The sequence below is a fragment of the Cognatundibacterium squillarum genome (assembly GCF_014652435.1).
In the GTDB taxonomy this organism is placed as follows: Bacteria; Pseudomonadota; Gammaproteobacteria; order Burkholderiales; family Burkholderiaceae_D; genus Undibacterium; species Undibacterium squillarum.
Genome location: NZ_BMYU01000001.1, coordinates 343,682 through 362,859 on the forward strand (window position 1 = coordinate 343,682; position 19,178 = coordinate 362,859).

General features: G+C 53.8%; 15 protein-coding genes. 4 read left to right on the top strand and 11 right to left on the bottom strand.

Annotated elements, in window-relative coordinates:
* Positions 1-12: 12 nt before the first annotated feature.
* The 4 genes from IE092_RS01495 to IE092_RS01510 form a co-directional block, all read right to left on the bottom strand.
* Positions 13-1,251 (bottom strand): cystathionine gamma-synthase family protein, encoded by a 1,239-nt coding sequence (locus IE092_RS01495; RefSeq protein ID WP_189355235.1) that lies wholly within the window; start codon positions 1,249-1,251, stop codon positions 13-15.
* Between the two features lie 77 nt (positions 1,252-1,328).
* Positions 1,329-2,390, bottom strand: a complete 1,062-nt coding sequence (locus IE092_RS01500) for a patatin-like phospholipase family protein (protein ID WP_189355236.1) — start codon at positions 2,388-2,390, stop codon at positions 1,329-1,331.
* A 124-nt stretch (positions 2,391-2,514) separates the two neighbouring features.
* Positions 2,515-3,411, bottom strand: a complete 897-nt coding sequence (locus IE092_RS01505; RefSeq protein WP_189355237.1) for an alpha/beta fold hydrolase — start codon at positions 3,409-3,411, stop codon at positions 2,515-2,517.
* A gap of 363 nt (positions 3,412-3,774) precedes the next feature.
* Complete coding sequence (locus tag IE092_RS01510) at positions 3,775-4,425, bottom strand: flagella assembly protein FlgT middle domain-containing protein (RefSeq protein ID WP_189355238.1); 651 nt, start codon at positions 4,423-4,425, stop codon at positions 3,775-3,777.
* A gap of 221 nt (positions 4,426-4,646) precedes the next feature.
* On the opposite strand from IE092_RS01510, the gene IE092_RS01515 reads away from it, so the two are divergent.
* The gene (locus IE092_RS01515; protein ID WP_189355239.1) at positions 4,647-5,210 is read left to right on the top strand and encodes a GNAT family N-acetyltransferase; all 564 of its coding nucleotides are present in this window, start codon (positions 4,647-4,649) and stop codon (positions 5,208-5,210) included.
* 210 nt (positions 5,211-5,420) lie between these two features.
* Positions 5,421-6,041 (top strand): GIN domain-containing protein, encoded by a 621-nt coding sequence (locus tag IE092_RS01520; protein ID WP_189355240.1) that lies wholly within the window; start codon positions 5,421-5,423, stop codon positions 6,039-6,041.
* 90 nt (positions 6,042-6,131) lie between these two features.
* Here IE092_RS01520 and IE092_RS01525 read toward each other — a convergent pair whose 3' ends face one another.
* The gene (locus IE092_RS01525; protein ID WP_189355241.1) at positions 6,132-6,938 is read right to left on the bottom strand and encodes a ferritin-like domain-containing protein; all 807 of its coding nucleotides are present in this window, start codon (positions 6,936-6,938) and stop codon (positions 6,132-6,134) included.
* 141 nt (positions 6,939-7,079) lie between these two features.
* Between IE092_RS01525 and IE092_RS01530 the strand changes: the two genes are divergently transcribed.
* Both IE092_RS01530 and hslO read left to right on the top strand, forming a co-directional pair.
* A complete protein-coding gene (locus IE092_RS01530) occupies positions 7,080-7,604 on the top strand; it encodes a gamma carbonic anhydrase family protein (protein WP_189355242.1) in 525 nt (174 codons plus the stop codon).
* 96 nt (positions 7,605-7,700) lie between these two features.
* On the top strand, positions 7,701-8,627 hold the full coding sequence (gene hslO / locus IE092_RS01535) for an Hsp33 family molecular chaperone HslO (protein ID WP_189355243.1): 927 nt from the start codon (positions 7,701-7,703) through the stop codon (positions 8,625-8,627).
* A gap of 316 nt (positions 8,628-8,943) precedes the next feature.
* Here the strand turns inward: hslO and IE092_RS01540 are convergent, their stop codons facing one another.
* The 6 genes from IE092_RS01540 to IE092_RS01565 all read right to left on the bottom strand — a co-directional run bounded on the left by IE092_RS01540 (position 8,944) and on the right by IE092_RS01565 (position 19,176).
* Positions 8,944-9,753 carry a 4'-phosphopantetheinyl transferase family protein gene (locus tag IE092_RS01540; RefSeq protein WP_189355244.1) on the bottom strand — a complete coding sequence of 270 codons (810 nt, stop codon included), beginning with the start codon at positions 9,751-9,753 and terminating at the stop codon, positions 8,944-8,946.
* 6 nt (positions 9,754-9,759) lie between these two features.
* Positions 9,760-11,037 (bottom strand): hypothetical protein, encoded by a 1,278-nt coding sequence (locus tag IE092_RS01545; RefSeq protein WP_189355245.1) that lies wholly within the window; start codon positions 11,035-11,037, stop codon positions 9,760-9,762.
* Entirely contained in the window at positions 11,034-14,174 is a 3,141-nt protein-coding gene (locus IE092_RS01550) for an outer membrane lipoprotein-sorting protein (protein WP_189355246.1), read from the bottom strand. Before IE092_RS01550 ends, IE092_RS01545 begins: the two co-directional genes overlap by 4 nt.
* 243 nt (positions 14,175-14,417) lie before the next feature.
* Positions 14,418-14,882, bottom strand: coding sequence for an SRPBCC family protein (locus IE092_RS01555; protein ID WP_189355247.1), 465 nt, complete (start codon positions 14,880-14,882; stop codon positions 14,418-14,420).
* Complete coding sequence (locus IE092_RS01560; RefSeq protein ID WP_195826273.1) at positions 14,879-18,898, bottom strand: non-ribosomal peptide synthetase; 4,020 nt, start codon at positions 18,896-18,898, stop codon at positions 14,879-14,881. Before IE092_RS01560 ends, IE092_RS01555 begins: the two co-directional genes overlap by 4 nt.
* A complete protein-coding gene (locus IE092_RS01565) occupies positions 18,895-19,176 on the bottom strand; it encodes an acyl carrier protein (RefSeq protein ID WP_189355248.1) in 282 nt (93 codons plus the stop codon). Before IE092_RS01565 ends, IE092_RS01560 begins: the two co-directional genes overlap by 4 nt.
* Between the last annotated feature and the right edge of the window lie 2 nt (positions 19,177-19,178).

The window sequence follows — 19,178 nt, forward strand, 5'->3', positions numbered from 1 at the left end:
AGTATTGGCAGATCAGGCTTGCAGCGCCTGCGTAAAATCGTGAACGATGTCGGCGGTATCTTCGATACCGACGGAGACACGGATCAGTGAATCCGCAATCCCCATTTCCGCACGGCGTGCAGCGCCCATTTCGAAGAAGATGGTGTGCGCAACCGGAATCACAAGCGTGCGGGTATCACCCAGATGCGTGGCATTGATCGCCAGTTGCATACGGTTCAGATAATCAAAACAATCAATTTCCGGTTTCAGTTCAAAACTGAACAGGCCGCCATAATGGCGGAACAATTCTGTCGCCAGCGCATGCTGCGGATGCGATGCCAGACCCGGATAATGCACCACGGCGACGCGCTCGTCGGCTGCCAGCGCTTCTGCAATGGTTTTGGCATTGTGGCAGGCACGCTCCATGCGCAACGCCAGCGTTTCTGCGCCAATCGCAATCTGATGTGCCGCATCAGGCGACAGGCTGGCGCCGAAATCGCGCAATGCTTTGGCACGAATCTGCGATAAGCCCTGCATCGCTGCAGGCTGTTTGCGGAAGTTATCTGCAATATTCGGATAAGCAGACCAGTCAAATAAACCAGTATCGGTAATAGCGCCACCCAGCACATTGCCGTGGCCGGCAATCGACTTCGTCAGCGAATTCACGACCAGACCTGCACCGACGGCTACCGGACGGAACAGATAAGGCGAAGTCATGGTGTTATCCACCACAAACAGAATGCCGCGTTCAGCACACAATGCACCGATGCGCTTCAGATCAGCAATCTGGGTACGCGGATTCGCGATGGTTTCCACAAACACCATGCGGGTTTCCGGTTTCAGTGCTGCCCGCACATGCTCCACATCCGTCGCATCCACCATCGATACCTGCACGCCCTGTGTTGCAACGGTTTGCCACACACTGTTGGTGTTACCGAACAGAAAAGACGATGAAACGATGTGATCACCCTGACGCAGCAAGGCCTGAAAAACAGCGCCAATGGCCGCCATGCCGGTTGAAAAACAAATGCTTCCTTTGCCGCCTTCCATCGAAGTCAGCTTTTCCTCAAGCGCACTGACAGTCGGATTGCCCTGACGGCCGTAACGATAACCGCTGGCTTTCCCCTGAAACACATCAGCCAGTTCCCGGGCATCTTTATAGCCATACATCACCGCCGTATGTACCGGCTTGTGAACCGAACCGTGTTCAATGGATTTCTGGCGGTCGTGATGCAGGATCGTGGTGGTAAAGCCTTTGTTTGCGGAAGTCATATGCAAATTACGTCAGTGGTTGAACGGAAACTGCGAGTGTAACGCAGAAGCCCGCACACTGCGCATCTTCACCAGCGTCAGACCGCCTTCGGCAGTGACGCAATGGTTTGCATCCCGCGCTGATAACCGTATTCCCATTGCAGGCGGTTCATCGCAAGGAATTGTTCATATTTTTCCGGCAGGCTCAGGTGAATACGGTTCTGCCGCCAGTCCGCTTTCATTCTGATCTGATGATCCACCAGTGCGGTTTCCATATCGCTGGTATCAATCCACGCTGCAGCAGGGCTTTGCATCATTTTGCGCAGCCGGTAATTTCCGTTAAAACCAAGCACACGGCGTACCGCAGGCAGGCTTTTAAACCAGTCGTATTCCGCTTTTCTTTCCATCCAGACTTCCGTCGCCAGCGCACTGGCAATTTCCATCGGAAATAAATCGGTCACGCCCCCCAGAAAATCACCGTGTGGCGAACGATGGCAGGGAAAATAAAACATATCAGATACCGAAGCACGTGCGGCGTCAGCCATATCGGTGGTCTGAATCACGCTCAGCTGCGGTGCAACCCGTGAATGCGGCAAAAACGCAGCACTGACCGGAGACAACTGCCCATGTAAATGCTGCAGTTGCGGGCTGTTTGTGAAAATCGTTTCTTCAAACCACGGTGCGCTGCGCCACTGTCCGGTGGCATGTTGCGGATACAGAATTTTGCCGGCGATCACAGCAACATCGCTGCCTGCCTGCTCAGGCAAGGGCGGCAAGGGTAATTCGCCGGGAACCGAAAACAGAAAATCCTGATACAGATCGGGAATGCGTTTGTACTGCGGCGGAGTCGCCCAGCGCTTCAGCAGGGATCTGGACACCGTAATCATGGACTGGCGCGGATTCCAGCGCAGGCTTTGCCAGAACGCGAACATCGCTTCAGAATCCAGCCAGGCACGGCGCTGCGCATCAGTTTCCAGACCGGCAATCACATTCGCCGCAATCGCTGCACCACAGGTGGCCAGCAGCAGATCCGGCTTGTGGCCATGCTCTTCCATCGCGGCATACACGCCGAGATAATAACCAAACCGAAAACCGCCGCCGCACATTACCAGACAACGCTGATAAGGCTTAGGCCCTGCCTGCTCCAGAAAACTTGTCATACCTGCCGCACGTGATACAAAAGACCGGCATTCTGGCACGGATTAGCGGATGCCGCTGCGCAGATCAGGCAAAGCTGAATCTGACGCAAACCCGAAAACAACGGTTTATCCCGTTTACACCGTATCAGCGCAATAAAAAGGCTTCGATCAGCGATGCGAGCAAGGCTGGCTGATCATGATGCAGCATGTGTCCGGCATCGGTCAGGAAATGTTTTTCCAGATCTTTGAACGCGCTGAGACGGCGTTCGATTTCTGGTCTGGCCTGCTCTTTTGCGCCCATCCATTCCCAGACATTGGTGTCTTCCGCTTCCGCCCACATCACTGGTGCGGTGACAGCCTGCCAGCAAGCCAGCATTTCATCGGTGTGGAACAAAATAGGACTCACACGCTTGTGCGCCGGATCGCCCAGAATCGCCCATTGTCCGTCTGCACCCTGCTCTGCCCAGTGCTGCGCCAGAAATGCAGCTTTGTCATCGCTGAGGCGCGGATTGGTTTTCTGCAGGCGCTGCGCGACTTCCTGCAGCGTGGCATAGGTTTTCATGCCCATCGGGGTACGGATTTCGTCCATCCAGCGGCGATAACGCTTCGGCGCCTGTTCCGGCGTGGTGGAAGGCAAACCAAAGCCCTCCAGATCAATCAGCTTGCGCACCCGTTCCGGACGTGAGCCTGCATACATTGTGACCACGTTTGCGCCCATGCTGTGACCGAGCAGATTTACCGGTTCGTCCGGACTGTAGTGCTGCAGTATCGCATCCAGATCCGCCAGATAATCCGGGAACCAGTAGCAATCAGTCGCTGGTGCTTTGGTCAGTCCGAAACCACGCCAGTCGGCGGCAATCACATGCCAGTCATGCTGCAAATGATCGACCACAAACTGAAACGACGCCGATACATCCATCCAGCCATGCATCATAAACAGCTTAGGCGCACCCTCATGCCCCCAGTGACGCAGGTGGTAACGGATACCGCGGATCTCGAGAAATTCGGAACGGGATGGCTGATGTTCTGTTGCGATAGACATGCGAAAGCTTTCCAGTAGATGACGATGAAGTGGCTGTGGTCAGCACAAAATAAAACGAACGTTCGCTTATTATAGCCACTTTTCAGGCAATGCACTTTCCGCTCAGAAAGATGGCATAAGCCGCACACCCGCAACCCGTAACATCGTTTGCTTTGAGAGTTTTCCGGTCCAGACGGTTGGATCGGCTGCCGGATGACAGTCCGGCGCGTCAGCAAACCGTAGTCACATCATGCAGAAATCGTCATTTGTATTTTCCGGACAGCCAGAGTTTCTGCCGACGATCGCCGGATTGGTATGCCAGAATCCGCATTTGAGCCAATTTTTGGCATTTTCCGGCACTTTTGCGTGTGCAGAACAGGAGGCTCAGCGCCCTGCCAGTGACTCCAGCACCGATTTCGCCGCCTGATCCGCCACTTCCAGCACGACTTTGCCGTAAGGATGGGCAGCGAAGCCCTGTCCGCCGAACACTTGCTGTTTGCCGATGGGCGCATCACCCTCCACTTCTGCGCTGAAACGATGGCGGGCAACCAGTTGCCCTTCGGTGGTGTCGTAAATATCGAGATCCAGCTCGATTGCACGATGATGCTTCGTCCACAGGCCGAACAACAGGCTGGTCTGGCGCATGCCGGTATTGCGAATTTCTCCGGCAATCACATAGCGCACACCATAGGCTTTGGCGACTTGCGCCAGTAAAGCCGGCGTCGGTGTTTTCGCGGGCCATTCGGTGGATAAAAAATCCGGTGTGATACGCAGCGAAACTTGCTGGCTTTGCTCCAGCCGCCGCGCCAGTTCGCGCGGGAAGCCCTGTGCAATATCATCCAGATCGGCGCTTTGCGCCGGTTTATTCACGATAAATCCGGTCATCAGTATCGCTTTTCCGGCTTCACGCACCGGCGTCACAGATTGCACTTGCACACCGGCATTGGCAGGCGAAATCACTGCAGCGCATAAACTCAGCAATACAAGCAGATTGCGGGTAGCGGATAACAGCGTATGGCGAACGGGATTTTTCATCATCATCCTCAGAATCAATATCAGATAAGCATCGCACAGGACGCAACAACTGCATTTGATTTCTTTACGGCAGGAAACCCGCGTTCTGTAACGGTTTCCCGATGCACTCCGCGCTTGTCGCCCGGAATCCACATTTCCGGGAAAAAACACGGCATCTGTTCACAGTCTGTGCTGTTATCTGCCATACAATGCCAGATCTTACCTGCAAGACACTTTTTTCTATGTCCGAACTGAAGCTGACACCAGCCCGCGCGGAAGATGCCGCAGCGGTACTGGCCTTTGAGCGCGAAAACCGCGCGCATTTTGAACGCTGGATTGCCAGCCGCGGCGATGCCTACTACCACCTTGCGCAAGTGGAAAAAAGTCTGCAAGAAGCCCAATGGATGTGGGCTGCCGGACGCGAATACCACGTACTGGCATGGCATCAGGAAACGCTGGTCGGCCGTCTGACCATACGGAATATTGAACGCACCTACTATCAGAAAGGCGAAATCGGTTACCGCTTCGCAGAAGCTTCCGGCGGACGCGGCTTCGCCAGTGCCGCGGTGAATCTGCTTGCGCAAAAAGCCTTTGCAGAATTTGGTCTGCACCGAATTGAATCCAAAATTATCGTCGACAACCTGCCCTCGGTCGGCGTGATGCGCAAAAGCGGATTCCGGCAGTACGGACATGCCAGATCCGCTGTGTTACGCCATGATCAGTGGCACGATTTACTACTGTTTGAACGCCTGCATCCGGACTTCGTAACAGCGGAGCCGCCAACTGAGCCGGCGCAGAAACTCTGAAATAAGAAGCTGAAACCTGATGCCGGTTTCGTCACGCGGTGACGAAGTCATTCTCCGGCTGATAGTGAAAAAACACAATTCAACCCGCGGATTTGTCAGTCTGTCGCAATCCGCTGGTTCTTGCCCGACGGACAAAACATAATCCACCCACGTTTTGAAGACAACAACGCTGCAACACAGCGTGAAACACCAACCATCAGGAGATTCTTTATGCGCACCGCTCTCGTTCTTGCCAGTTTGCTGATTTCTCAGGTCGCTTTTGCCGGTGAATCTGTCCGCACCGTCACCAATTTCACAACGATCAAAGCAAAAGGCGCATTTAACATGGTGGTCGAAGTCGGCAAGAATCCTTCTGTGGTGGTCAAAGGCAGTAACCAGTTCGCAGACCGCATCAGCACCGAAGTCGTTGGTGATGAACTGCGCATTATGAACAAAGATCACAAAAACAATACCGTCAACAGCGACGATCAGGTCATCATCACCGTGCCGGCGCTGAACAGAATTAAAGTGGAAGGTGTCGGTGCAACGACGGTTTCCAATCTGAACAATAAAGAATTTGAAATTGAATACGAAGGCGTTGGCAAACTGGTCGCCAGCGGCAAATCCACCAATCTGCGTCTGAGCGCCAAAGGTGTTGGCATGGTCGATGCAAAACAACTGGTGGCAGAACAGGTTTCCGCTACGCTGGATGGCGTGGGCTCGGTCGATGTCCATGCGAAAAACCAGCTCAGCGCTTCTGTACACGGCATCGGTTCGCTGACTTACTACGGCAAACCAAAAACCGTCAGCAAAACGGCTGACGGCATCGGCAGCATCCGCGCCGGTGACTGATCACCCCGAATACCGGTAGTCTCTCTGTGCGTCCCTCTCCCCAGGTTACGGACGCTTACTCCCCGGGAAATGCTTCCTCCCGGGGATTTTTTACTGGCCCTGCAGCCAGACTAATTCTGACTCGGTAAATCCGGCCTGACGCCTTCCCTCCAGATTAAACGGTCCGCGCAGACGCGGCGCCTTATATCGTTCTGACAACACCGGATAGTAAGCAAGCGCATCATGCCCTTCTTTCCGGCATTGATAGTTGTACCAGCGGTTCCCGATCTCCACATGCCCGATTTCTTCATCGTAAATCGTTTGCATGATTTCACCGGCGCGCAAATCGCCCGCCTGTACCAGCTTTTGCATCAGCCCCGGTGTCACATCCAGCCCGCGTGCTTCCATGGTGCGCGGCACCAGTGCCAGACGTGCGGTCAGATCAGCTTTGGTTTTTTCCGCCATTTCCCACAGACTGTTATGGGCGGAAAAACTGCCATACGGAAATCCGAGGTCACGTAAATGCGCGTTCAGCAAACTGAAGTGCTTAGCTTCTTCGCGTGCGACTTTCATCCAGTCGGTATAAAACGCCGGTGGCATATCTGCAAAACGCCAGATGATATCGAGCGCCAGATTGATCGCATTCATTTCGATATGTGCCAGTGCATGCAGCAGAACAGCGCGGCCTTCGACCGTATGCATAGCACGCCGCCCGACTTTTCCCGGTGCTACCAGTTCCGGCTTAGCGGGACGGCCGGGAATGCCTTCCGGGCAGGCAAATTGCTGCGCCGTATCGCAAGGCATATTTTCAGGCAGGTTCAGCACAAAGCGGGATTTATCATCCGCATCGCAGATCAGCAAAGCTTGCAGCGCTGCAGCCCGCAATTCAGCAGGCGTTTCAGGTAGATAATTTGTCATTCGGCGTAGAAAAACGATTTTGGCGGGCAGTAAAGTGGCGGCAGATGTAAAATACCGGTCTTTCGCAGCATTGCCCCGTTCAGTGCGCCACACCAGTCCGGTGAGACGCGACGCAAAACCCGCTATTTTACGGAAATTCCTATGCCAATCTACCAGTTGGGTCCGCATATCCCGCAAATTGATGACACTGCGTACATCACCGATACCGCCAAACTGATCGGTAAAGTGCAGATTGATGCACGTGCCAGTATCTGGTTTGACGTGACGATTCGTGGTGACAATGAGTTAATTCATATCGGGGAAAATTCCAACGTCCAGGAATCCTGCGTATTGCATACCGATCCGGGTTATCCGCTGACGGTGGGGCCAAACGTCACTATCGGCCATCAGGCCATGCTGCACGGTTGCACGATTGGCGAAGGTTCGCTGATCGGCATTCAGGCCGTCATTCTGAACGGTGCGAAAATCGGAAAAAACTGTCTGGTCGGTGCCGGTGCGCTGGTGACTGAAGGCAAAGAATTTCCGGACAATTCCCTGATCATCGGTGCACCGGCCAAAGCCGTGCGCACCCTGACCGAAGCCGATCTGGCCGGTATGCAGCGCAATACCGCCAATTACGCAGAACGTGGTCAGTTGTATAAAACTGAACTGAAACGCATAGATTAAGCCTGTGCCTCAGCCTTACCAACCCGGTTCCGGCTGTACGAACCGGGTTTTGTCGTTATGCGCCATGCAAACGGCAATTTTTAGCAAGAAGAGATTATGAGCGATACATTACAAAAATTCATGTTTGAACACGCCGGTGTGCGTGGTGAGCTGGTGGAATTGCAAGCCTCCTGGCAACAAATTCAGGAACACCAGCAATATCCAGCGCCGGTGCGCAACCTGCTGGGTGAAATGATGGCAGCCGCCGCGCTGCTGTCCGCCAATCTGAAATTCAACGGCTCCATGATTCTGCAAGTGCATGGCGATGGCCCGGTCAAACTGCTGGTAGTGGAATGCGATTCCCAGCTGCGTCTGCGCGGCACTGCTAAGCTGCGTGAAGATGCGCCGATTGCCGATGACGCCAGCCTGCACGATCTGATCCACTCGCACGGCAATGGCCGCTGCGTGATCACGCTTGATCCGGCAGACAAAGTCCCCGGCCAGCAAGCGTATCAGGGCATTGTGCCGCTGGATGGTGATGATATCGCGACCATTCTGGAAAACTACATGCTGCGTTCGGAACAGCTGGACACCAAACTATGGCTGGCGGCTGATCATCAGAATGCACGCGGCATGCTGCTGCAAAAACTGCCGCGTCACGGCGGCACGCAGGCGCAGGTGGAAGATGAGCAACAGGCATGGAACCACGCTGTTATGCTGGGTGACACGCTGCGTCGTGAAGAGATGCTGGAACATGACATCCAGACCCTGATGCACCGTTTATTCTGGGAAGAAACCCTGCGCGTCTTCGATCCGCTGCACCCTTCTTTCCATTGCACCTGCAGCCGCGAAAAAGTCGGCAATATGCTGAAGATGCTGGGCGCACAGGAAGTGGAATCTGCGCTGGCGGATATGGGCAGCATTGAAGTGAAATGCGACTTCTGCGGCCAGAAACAGCAATTTGATGCCGTGGACTGCGCACAGTTGTTTATCGCAGATGCAACGACAGAAACCACTGTCAGCGACACCGCAACACGCCACTGATCCCGCTGACCGGCGAATCACGTGGCGTTTCAGCTGAATGGCTGAAAGCTGAAAAAACGGGCTGCAATCGACGCAGCCCGTTTTGCTTTCCGGCCTGGATTTGGTGTTGGCTTCGGCTTTGGCTTTGGCTTTGGCTTTGGCTTTGGCTTTGGCTTTGGCTTTCAGCAGCTTAGCGAATCGCTGGCATCTGTAGGAAAAATTGCAGAAGCAATAGCGTTTCACCCTTCACCAGCAGCCTGCCTCCTGTGCTCTGCAAACCACGCAGCGCCACCCGTTTTTTGCGGGAGCGACGCTACTATCATGCAGAAATCGTCATTCACACTTTCCGGAGAGCCAGACTTTCTGCCGACGACAGCCGGATCGCCATGCTGAAATCCGCATTTGGGGTATTTTCGGGCTGCCAGAGGGCATTGTCAGCGCATACAGTGTCGTCATTACGGCAAGCCTTAAGCAGACCCTCAGCCTCGCAGCATTGCACACGCACAGGCTGCGCCGTACACAAAGCAGCCGAATAGCCCTCAGCCGCCGGAATTTCCTGAATACACCAGTCGGTACCGAGCTGATATTCCCATGCAGGCGCGACTTCTGCCGACTGAAAATCTTCGCGGATAAAAATCGCTTGCGGCGGCAATTGCAGCCCCAGACCGGTGTGCTTCATCAGGGCTTCTTTGGCGACCCAGTGGCGGTAAAACTGTTTGATTTTGTCTGTGTCAGACATACTATGCAGCCGCGTTTGCTCTGCCGTCTGCATGACATATGGTACTAATTGCTGCATGACTTCCGCTGTGGCCTGATGCGCTTCCAGATCCAGTCCGACCGGACATGCAGCAACCGCCAGCATGATGTGCTGCCCCGCGTGGCTCAGACTGAAATGCAGAGGCTCGGGTGTTTCTGATAGCAGCGAAGGTTTGCCAAGTGCGGAGTAGGAAAACCGCAAATCCGCAGCATCCCTGCCCGTGGCATCCGCCAGTGCAATGCGCAGGCCGTAATGCGCCTGATCAAACCGTTCTGTTAAGGTGGAAAAACGCAGACGGCTGCGACGCCGCTGCTCATGCTGATCAAACTGCAGTCCGGCAGCATACGCTCGCCGGACTGCATGCCAGCGATACAAACGCACCGTCGGCATGCGGACTCAGAACCCCGTGCGCAGTTGCAGATACAGCAGATTGTTATCTTTCAGCTGGCCGAAAAAATGGCTGCGCGGCCCGAAATAACGCTCTGCACCGGCTTGTACATGCCATTGATCATTCAGTGCGTAATCCACTTTGACACGCCATAATCCGGCACGTTCCGGTGCCAGCATCAGACCGCTGACTTCTGCCACTAAGCTGTCATTCAGTTTGCGGGTTGCCAGTCGCCATGTCAGCCCGTACTGGGATGCAAGTGTCTGATTCTGAAAACTGGCTTGCTGCATTGCCAGTGTTCTTTGCAAAGGATCTGCCAGACTCTGCGGATCACGCCAGCCGGATACGCGCTGCAACAGCACTTGTACGCCCAGCGTGGTATTGCCACCCAGTTCGGCTTCCGGCCCGGCAACCAGCATCCACTGGTGACGTTTAGGCTGCAGCAAGGCGGCACTGTCTGCTTCCACGCTGTCGGTAAAACGGGAATACGCTGCTTCAGCACGCCAGATCAGACCGCCATAGCTGGCGCTGAAATCTGCACCCAGCACGGTTGCCTGCGCCGGACGCATATGCAATTGCAAACCCTGTGCATTCATGCTGACATGTGCCAGTCCCGGCATCACGTCCGGCCCGCGCAGCAATGACAGCGAGGCGTCCACACCTTCTCCGCTGTAATCCCATTTCAGTGCCATGGCTTGCTGCTGCACTGCCTCAGACGCATGCCATTGCACACCCGGCATTGCCGGTAAGGGAATACGGTGACTCTGCAGCGCCGGTATCGCGATCAGACTGAATTGCCCGATACCGGTGCTGTAAATGAATTGCACGGCATCGCTGCCGTTGCGCTGATCAGCATCTTCCGGTGTCAGCAGCCGAAAATCTTTCGGGCTCAGATTATCGGTGGGATTCACACCATCAGCCCGTCCCCAGACCAGCAACTGCCGCCCGGCGCGGATCTGCACATCACCGAACTGCTGCCGCCAGTACAATTCGCGTAATGCACCGCGCCGCAGCGCTGGCGCATTTTCCGGTGTCTGCGCACGCAGCCAGCCTTTGGCAAGCACCTGACCCGCAGCCCCCGCATCCAGTCTGAACTGACTCCACAGAGATGCCTGCGCGAGATTGCCATGCGCACTCAGCTGACGGTCACCGCTCCATAACTCGGCGCGGGCAGAATGCTGATGATCCATCGCAATTCCTGCATGTTCGTCGTCCGCACTTGCTGGCAGCGGCAATAATGCCGCCGCCAGTAAGGCCGGAGACCAGGCTCGCGGCAGCTTCATCATTTCTCCAGCTCGCGGGGCGAAAACAAAGATTCCGCTACATTCTGATCTGCCTTGAATTCCTGCAGACGGATACTGGTTTTGTGACCGGTCTGTACGTTTTCAGCTTCAGACAGCATCGCTTGCCATTTGCCCTGATTGCCGGCTGCACGGATATCACTCTGCACAAACTTTTTCAGCAACTGACCACCCGCATCGTAAGCTTCCGCTTTGCTGGCAACGAAATTATCTTTACGCACCCAGCTGATACGGCGCGAATAGCCTGTCTGAGCGGTAATTTGCGCGCTTTCCGGCAGTGATTCGATGACGTAATGCCCGATGCCGTCGACATTTTCCTCACGCAGCAACTTATGCTTCCATTCATCGACTTTGTAGCCAATCACATCGGCGTAGCTGAAGTCGGTACCGACGAAAGCATCTTTTTTGTTGGATGCAGATAAGCGGCGCACCTTACCCAGCGCTGGCAGATAAATCCACATATCGTCATCGGCACCTGTGCGTTCGATCAGCAGACTGGCCGTGCCTTTAATGTCTGCCGGTGAACTGAATCGCACCAGACGCATATTGTCATTCCCGTTGGCTTGCAGACGGGTATAACCGCTGGTTTTACGTACACGGGTCGAACCGTCTTTCGCTGTCAGGGTGAATGTCGCTTCTGCAACCGAGTCCTTAAGTTTGGTTGCTGCCAGATTTTTGCGCATGATATCGCTGGCTGACAGCGTTTCAGCATGCGCCATGCGTGCAACAGACAACAACAGTGCCGAACCCAGTCCCAGTGCGACCAGCAATTGCCACCACGGACGCTGACGATGCGATTCGAAAATAAAGCGCGGTTTCATCATCAGCAGCGTACCCGGCACCAGTGTCAGCGACGCCCATGCACTGACCACCATCGCCAGAACAATGAACAGAGACAGCCATTTGTGCACGTTATAGCCGAACGATAATGCCAGCACGCCATAACCACCCGCTACCGCCGTTGCCACAAACAACGCCGCTTTACCGGCAGTTGCCAGTGTTTCACGGGTTGCAGTGGCCTCATCCTGACCGGAAGCCACTTGCTCACGCATACGGTACAGCAGATAAATCGCGTAATCGGCACCGATACCGACGGCCATCGCGGAGATCAGGGAATTCGGAATATTCAGCGGAATACCGAACATCCCCATCACACCAAACACCGCCGCCACCGCCATAACCAGCGGCAACAAGACGATAAAACCTGCGGTGAATGAACGGAATGCCAGTGCAGACACCACGAAAATCGCGAGTGCAATCTGAACGATGTTCAGGATTTTGCCCTTCACCATCGTATCCGTCAGTGCAATGGTCTGCGCCACATCGCCGCCGAAACTGACGGTAATATCCGGACCAAATGCTTTCTGTGTATGTGCCTGCAAGTTGTTAACTAACTGCTTGATATACGCATTAGAACCGGTTTTCAGCAAAATCGTGATCTTGCCTGCTTTGTACTGAGTGTCGACCACAGAATCAAAATCGCCAGGTTCACCGGAAATGGAATACAACAACAGGTATTGCGAAATCAGTTCACGCGAATCGGGTAAATGATCGAACTGTGCCTGATCTGCGTGCATCGCACGGTTCATGCGCTTCAGGTAATCAACGATAGATAAGGTTTTGCCGACGTGATCCAGACTTTCTGCGTAACGCTGAGTACTTTCAATCGCTTTCAGAACAGCCGGATCTTTCAGTGTATCTTCGGTCTTCCCTTCCACCATGATGTACAGACTGTTCGTGCCACCCAGTTGCTGATTCAGGAAATCATCATCCTTCTGTACAGTCAGATCTTCAGCAAAAAAGTTTTTGGTCGCGTTATCAATCACCACCTTATTCATACCGAAACCAAACACCACCAGCAAGGCTGCCAGACTGGCAAACACCGCTTTACGGCGTACCGGCGAAATCACTTGCTCTGCGATCCAGCGCGGAATACGGTCCCAGATACGCATTTTCTTTTCGGTAGCACGATCTGCATCGCTAGGCGGCTTCAGCATGGAACGCACGGCCGGGATGAAAGTCATTTCAAGCACAACAGCGCTCAGTACACCGCTACCGGTGAAAATACCGAAAGCGCGGATCGATTCAATCTCGAAGACCAGCAGCGAGAAAAACCCGAGTGCCGCCACGCCACCCGCAATCATCATGACCGGTCCGACGCCGGACAAAGAACGTATCACTGCCTCGCGGTTTGCTTCTACCGGCGACATATTTTCAATTTTGCGCAGCAATTCGTATTCTTCGTAAAAGCGCTTCAGCAGCTGTACCGCATGCCCTGCCGCGATAGCGAGAATCAGAATCGGTGTCGGCGAATTGAAGATATCCATTTGCTGACCGGACATACCCATCATGCCCGTGGACCACATCACGGCCATCAGTGCAGTCACCAGCGGCAAAATCAATCCCTGCTTGGTGCGGAATGCTTCGAAGTGCAGTAAGCCAATCACCAGCAATGCGATCGGGAACAGAATATTAATCCGTTCCGCAAATTTTTCGGTCTGATCCAGATACACCGGATTGCCACCAAAGGTAACGAGCACATCTTTACCCGCTTCCGCTTCGACAACAGCTTTCACCGGTTCTACCATCTTCTGAAAACCGTCTGAACGCTCTTTCAGCTCGACCATAATGGCAGCTGTTTTATAGTCTGCAGAAACCACTGTTTGCAGATACACAGGATTTGCCGCGAGTGCCGTTTTCACCTGAGTAATTTCATCAGGACTCAGATGTGTTTTTTCCAGCAAAGGCTTCACTTCCAGACCATCGTCCACGCCACGAATTGCTTTTGCAGGCCGTGCTGCCAGACTCAGAAGCGTGCTTTTATTCACCCCTTCCAGTGTTTCCAGCTTACGTGTAATGCGTTCCACACTTTCCAGCACCGCCGGCTGAAATACATCACCTTCGCGTGCGGAAATACCGATCAGCATCAGGTATTTTGATCCGAAGACTTTATCAACATGATTAGTGGCCTGAATATAGGGGTGCCCCTGTGGTGCCAGCGTTGCCGGGTCGATAATGACCTTGAGCCCGGCGCCGAAAAATCCCAGCACGCCGGTCACCACCAGCGTGACAGCGATGACCGCAATGCGGTATCGCAACAGCCATTGAGCGTAGCGAGTCATGATTTCCTTTTTCTGAAGAAATTCGTTGATATTGAATAGTGATCACCGGGCCAGAGAGCCGGTGAATCGGGTTCCGCCAATTAATGACTTAAAAGTCATTAATTGGCGGTGGAAGTATAAACAGGGGCTTCCATGTGCGGATAGACGAACTGTGACCGCGAATTGTGCAGATGTGGCACAGTAATTTTTACTCTGCAGTTTCAGATAAACATCCGATCGCAGTCGTACTCCACACGCGTCTGCTTACGCTGCAAGCTGGCGCTCCAGCGTGACGAAGTCTTTTTCGATCTGACTGACAAGCACTTTTCGTAAGATTGATGCGGGCAGAATGCCGAAAAATTTGCCCGGTTCTGCGGCGAAATGCCAGTGAATGCGTGTGTGCCGCCCGTCTTCCTCAAAGCGATACTGCCCTTTGTAATAAAACGGCCCGTCGATGACTTCAAACGCGTAATCGCTGTCGGGGCGCACATCCAGAATACGGGCACGAAAATCCATTTTGCGCCCCAGAAAGCTGAACTTGATGCTGTATTCGGCACCGCTTGCAGGTGCAGATGCATGCAACTGTGCGTCCACGCACGAGCCCTGCCAGATTTTGTCATTGACCGGATTCGATAAATAGGCGAATACTTTGCTGCGCGGTGCTTTCAGCACATATTCGGTTTCCGCTTCGATCAGCTGACGCTGCACTTCTTTTACAGTACTACTCATACTAAAAAACCTTCCATTGCTGCATTCGGATAAAAACGCTCGATTTCGGCTGCCACCGCTTTTGCCTGCGGCGCGTACATAATGGAGTTGTGATCGCCGGGCAAATCTATCTGTGTCAGTGCCGTTGTAATCAGTTCAGACCAGCCCAGATCCGGGCCAAAATCTTCTTTTTCATCCTGCGCTTTAATCAGTAATGCAGGAATTTCCTCCCCTTCCGGGAAATACGTCTGCAGTGCGATACCGTTGCCAATATAGACTTCAAAATAGCGTTGCAACTGTTCCGCGTCAGCGTCAACCGGCAATACCGCAATTTCTTTCGCGCGGTCCAGCACATAGGCAAACATTTGATCTGCTTCCAGCTGACGCAATGTTTCCGGTGCGATTGTCAGTGTCTTGTTGAATGGTGCAGCGAGATCCCTCGCAAACCACGATAACAAGGTCGCGTCGTCCGCATCGGATGGCACATTGGCCGGCACCGGTGCGCGGGAGTCAATCAGGAAAATGCCGCGAATCTGTTCGCCCGCAGCCCTCAACTGGCGTGCAGCCTCATAGGCAATCACGCCACCGAAGCACCAGCCACCGAGCAGGTAAGGTCCGTGAGGCTGCGCAACGCGCAAATCCTGTAAATACCGGGCTGCCATGTCTTCTACCGTGACATCGGCTTCACCGGTTTGTTCAAGACCAGGCGACTGAAATGCCAGTACAGGTCGGGACGCATTGAAATGACGATTCAGTTCAAGATAGCAAAATACATTGCCACCGATAGGATGGAACATCCAGACGGGCTGCACCTGCTCACCGGGACGCAGGGTGATCAGGCTGCCTTTAGTCGCACTGTTTTCACCACGGATGTAGGCAGCCAGCGTCGCCACTGTCGAAAACTGAATCAGATTACCAACGGCGATTTCGGCACCGAATACTTCTTTGATACTCGCAACCAGCCGCACGGCTAACAACGAGTGTCCGCCCATCGCAAAAAAATCATCATGAATACCGACCTCCGGCAAATCCAGACATTCCGCAAAGATGCGGGCTAACTGAATTTCCGTGGCATCGCGCGGTTCTGCAAAGTTACTTGCGGAAACCGTGACTTGGGGCGCAGGCAGTGCGTGCCGGTTGATTTTTCCGCTAACGGTGAGCGGAAACGCCGGCATGAATACATAAGCAGACGGAATCATGTAGCCGGGCAACACCGAGCGCAGTGCAGCGCTGATACTTTCCGCCGGTAATGGTTCTCCGGTGAGATAAGCGACTAAGCGCAAATCACGGGGTTTGTCTTCACGAACAATGACGAATGCAGTGCGTTCCGGATACTGCCTGCTGAGCACATTTTCAATTTCTCCGGTTTCTATCCGGTAGCCTCGCAGTTTGACCTGAAAGTCCAGACGGCCCAGATGTTCTGGCTGACCATCGAAACGCAGACGTGCACGGTCACCGGTTTTGTACAGACGTCCTTCAGATTCCAGTCCAGGCAACACCCGGAAACGATCTGCTGTCAGATCTGGCATGTTGTAATAGCCTTTGGCCAGTCCTTCTCCGCCAATCCACAGTTCGCCGGGAACGCCGCGAGGAACCGGTCTGCCATCCTGATCCAGTATCAGCATCACGGTATTCAGTACTGGCTGGCCTATCGTTACATTGCCCTTGCCCACACGTGCGGCGGAAGACCAGACCGTTGTTTCTGTCGGGCCATACAAATTCCAGACTTCTTTACCTTTGCTCAGCAGCAAAGCTGCAAGAGAGGTATCCAGTACGTCGCCGCCGCTGAGTATTCGTAAATCAGGTGTTCCCTGCCAGCCGGCATCCGTCAGCATGCGCCAGGTCGCCGGCGTTGCCTGCATCAACGTCACCGGTTCGCGCTGAAGAATGTCGATTAACAGCGCGGGTTGTGTCGCACTGTCACGATCTGCAATCCGGACGCTGGCACCCTGCGTCAGTGGCAGAAATAACTCCAGCAGAGAAATATCGAATGCCGTTGTGGTCACTGCCAGCAGACGATCTTCTTCTGACATCGGAAACAATGCCTGCATGCCGAGCATAAAGTTCATCAAAGAACGGTGACCAACTTCGACACCTTTCGGCTTTCCGGTGGAACCTGAGGTAAATAAGATGTATGCGGTCTGCAGCTGACTAACCGGGAAAACATCCGTTTCCGGCATGCTTATACCGGACTCCGCATTCAGGATATCGCTGAGCAGATACATCGGGCGTTTTGCTGCAGATACCAGATCCTGCCAGATATCCGTGATCACGATGGCAAGGTCTGCTTCTTCAGCAATTGCCGATAACCGTTCTTCAGGAAATGACGGATCCATTGGTACATAAGCGCAACCAGCCATCCAGCAGCCAAGTATGCTGGTGACCGTCTCCACACTGCGCTGCAGGCACAAACCAACCGTAGCACCCTCTGCAATTCCTGCTGTTTTGATGGCGTCACGGAACAACTTTGCCTGTTGCCACATTGCCGCGTAACTGATGGACTTTGACTGATCGCACAGCGCAACACGCTCAGGGAACTGGGAACAATTTTCTGCAATCAACTGCAAAATCCCTGAATGCGGCAATGTTCGTTCCGGCCCGCGTAATAGCGAGAGGCTGTTGATATCCGGTTGTGCAGTTGTCTGACCTGAAGTCAGCGTGTCATCTGCGGCAACTGCTGCGGCAATCTCTTGTAAGCGCATGACGAATTGCGCGGCAAAATCCGGGCTGAATAACTGATCGTTATATTTCAACACACCGGCAAAACAGTGGTCTTTTTCACCGCCCATTTCGAGCAGGATCTCTTGCTGGCCTTCCTGTTGCGGAACATAAAATGGGCGCAAACGGAAATCACCGCAATCAATGCACGTATCTGCGGGCTCAGCGAGGAAGAAATCTGCGAAATCCGCCAGCAGTGGCAAACGCTCCCAGGAAAATCCTATCTGTGCCAGCGGCGTATAACTCGAATCCCTCGGTGGTGCAAGTTCTTCGACCAGCCAGTTAAACGGGCATTGCTGATAACGCAGTCCGTCAATAACATGTTTTCTGACCTGTGCCAGTAAGTCGGAAAAAGCTGTTCCTGCGGAAAAACTGGCCCTTAACGGCAGCGTATTGACGAATTGTCCCAGCATTGTTCGTTGTGCACGTTCGGTACGACCGGCAACCGGCGATGCAACGACAAAGTCTTCACTGCCGGAGAAACGCTGCAGTGCAAAGAAGAAAACCGACAACATCACCATAAACGGCGTAGCCGCGTGTTTTTGCGCTAACTGGCGAATGCCGTCACTGACATCCCGTCGCATCTGAAATGGCAGTGACTTGCCACGATGCACCTGTACCGCAGGGCGCGGAAAATCTGTCACCAGTTCATGCACTGGTGGTGCGCCATTCAGTTGTGCGTGCCAGTATTTAATCCATGACGATTGCTTTTCGGGCGATGCGATCAGTCTTTCCTGTGCCTTCGCATAATCAAGATAACCCGAACCATCGGGCGATAACCCGCCGGATGCAGTGATGTCCAGCCGGGATGCAACTTCCTGCAATAACAATCCTAATGACCAGAAGTCAAGCAAGGCGTGATGTACTGCCAGAACCAGCAGGCAGGATTCGGAATGGCGACGCAACAGATGTACACGCCACAACGGTGCATGCGTCAGATCGAACGGCGCGGAAGACAAAGCGCGCGCGTGTTCGCGCAGAGTTGCTTCATCCATATGCTCTGCATCATGTTCAAGCACAAGAGGCCGAACACTGTCATACAGTTGCATGCAAGGAGCATCCTGATCTGCAGGCATCGCGCAACGCAGCACCGGATAATCCGCAGCGATCTGATGTAAAAATGCCGTTACATCATCAACAGACAGAGGCTTCCCGTCAATCTGCACGCTGAAAACCAGATTATATGCACCACAATCAGGTGCAAGATTCTGAATGAACCACAGACCACGCTGCTCGTAAGCCAGCGGCACTCTTTTCACAGGCGCACGCTCAGCTTCCCCGATCTGGCCGCTGGTGTACTGTTTTGTACTATCCGTCATGCAGTTACGCCTTCACCCTGTGCTTTACCAGTGAGCATCCCTTCCAGATGTGCAGCAAGTGCATCTATGGTTGGGCAATCCCACAGCAGAGTCGATGGCAACTCAATGTGAAATGCTTCCTCCAGTTCCCCGGCAATCGTCAGTGCGGCGATGGAATCGAGGCCGTAAGAAGTCAGCGCTTCATCCGCACGAATGTCCGTAATATTCAGTCGCAGCTCTTTAGCGAGCAAATTGCTGATTAACTCTGTCAGTGCCTGTTTATCTGTTCCAGCTTGCATAG

What these genes read in the sequence shown, in the direction of transcription:
- IE092_RS01505 (WP_189355237.1), bottom strand. Translation starts at nt 3,411, where the DNA reads ATGTCTATCGCAACAGAACATCAGCCATCCCGTTCCGAATTTCTCGAG.
- IE092_RS01545 (WP_189355245.1), bottom strand. Translation starts at nt 11,037, where the DNA reads ATGATGAAGCTGCCGCGAGCCTGGTCTCCGGCCTTACTGGCGGCGGCA.
- IE092_RS01510 (WP_189355238.1), bottom strand. Translation starts at nt 4,425, where the DNA reads ATGAAAAATCCCGTTCGCCATACGCTGTTATCCGCTACCCGCAATCTG.
- IE092_RS01530 (WP_189355242.1), top strand. Translation starts at nt 7,080, where the DNA reads ATGCCAATCTACCAGTTGGGTCCGCATATCCCGCAAATTGATGACACT.
- IE092_RS01550 (WP_189355246.1), bottom strand. Translation starts at nt 14,174, where the DNA reads ATGACTCGCTACGCTCAATGGCTGTTGCGATACCGCATTGCGGTCATC.
- IE092_RS01565 (WP_189355248.1), bottom strand. Translation starts at nt 19,176, where the DNA reads ATGCAAGCTGGAACAGATAAACAGGCACTGACAGAGTTAATCAGCAAT.
- IE092_RS01500 (WP_189355236.1), bottom strand. Translation starts at nt 2,390, where the DNA reads ATGACAAGTTTTCTGGAGCAGGCAGGGCCTAAGCCTTATCAGCGTTGT.
- IE092_RS01555 (WP_189355247.1), bottom strand. Translation starts at nt 14,882, where the DNA reads ATGAGTAGTACTGTAAAAGAAGTGCAGCGTCAGCTGATCGAAGCGGAA.
- IE092_RS01495 (WP_189355235.1), bottom strand. Translation starts at nt 1,251, where the DNA reads ATGACTTCCGCAAACAAAGGCTTTACCACCACGATCCTGCATCACGAC.
- IE092_RS01515 (WP_189355239.1), top strand. Translation starts at nt 4,647, where the DNA reads ATGTCCGAACTGAAGCTGACACCAGCCCGCGCGGAAGATGCCGCAGCG.
- IE092_RS01560 (WP_195826273.1), bottom strand. Translation starts at nt 18,898, where the DNA reads ATGACGGATAGTACAAAACAGTACACCAGCGGCCAGATCGGGGAAGCT.
- IE092_RS01540 (WP_189355244.1), bottom strand. Translation starts at nt 9,753, where the DNA reads ATGCCGACGGTGCGTTTGTATCGCTGGCATGCAGTCCGGCGAGCGTAT.
- IE092_RS01520 (WP_189355240.1), top strand. Translation starts at nt 5,421, where the DNA reads ATGCGCACCGCTCTCGTTCTTGCCAGTTTGCTGATTTCTCAGGTCGCT.
- hslO (WP_189355243.1), top strand. Translation starts at nt 7,701, where the DNA reads ATGAGCGATACATTACAAAAATTCATGTTTGAACACGCCGGTGTGCGT.
- IE092_RS01525 (WP_189355241.1), bottom strand. Translation starts at nt 6,938, where the DNA reads ATGACAAATTATCTACCTGAAACGCCTGCTGAATTGCGGGCTGCAGCG.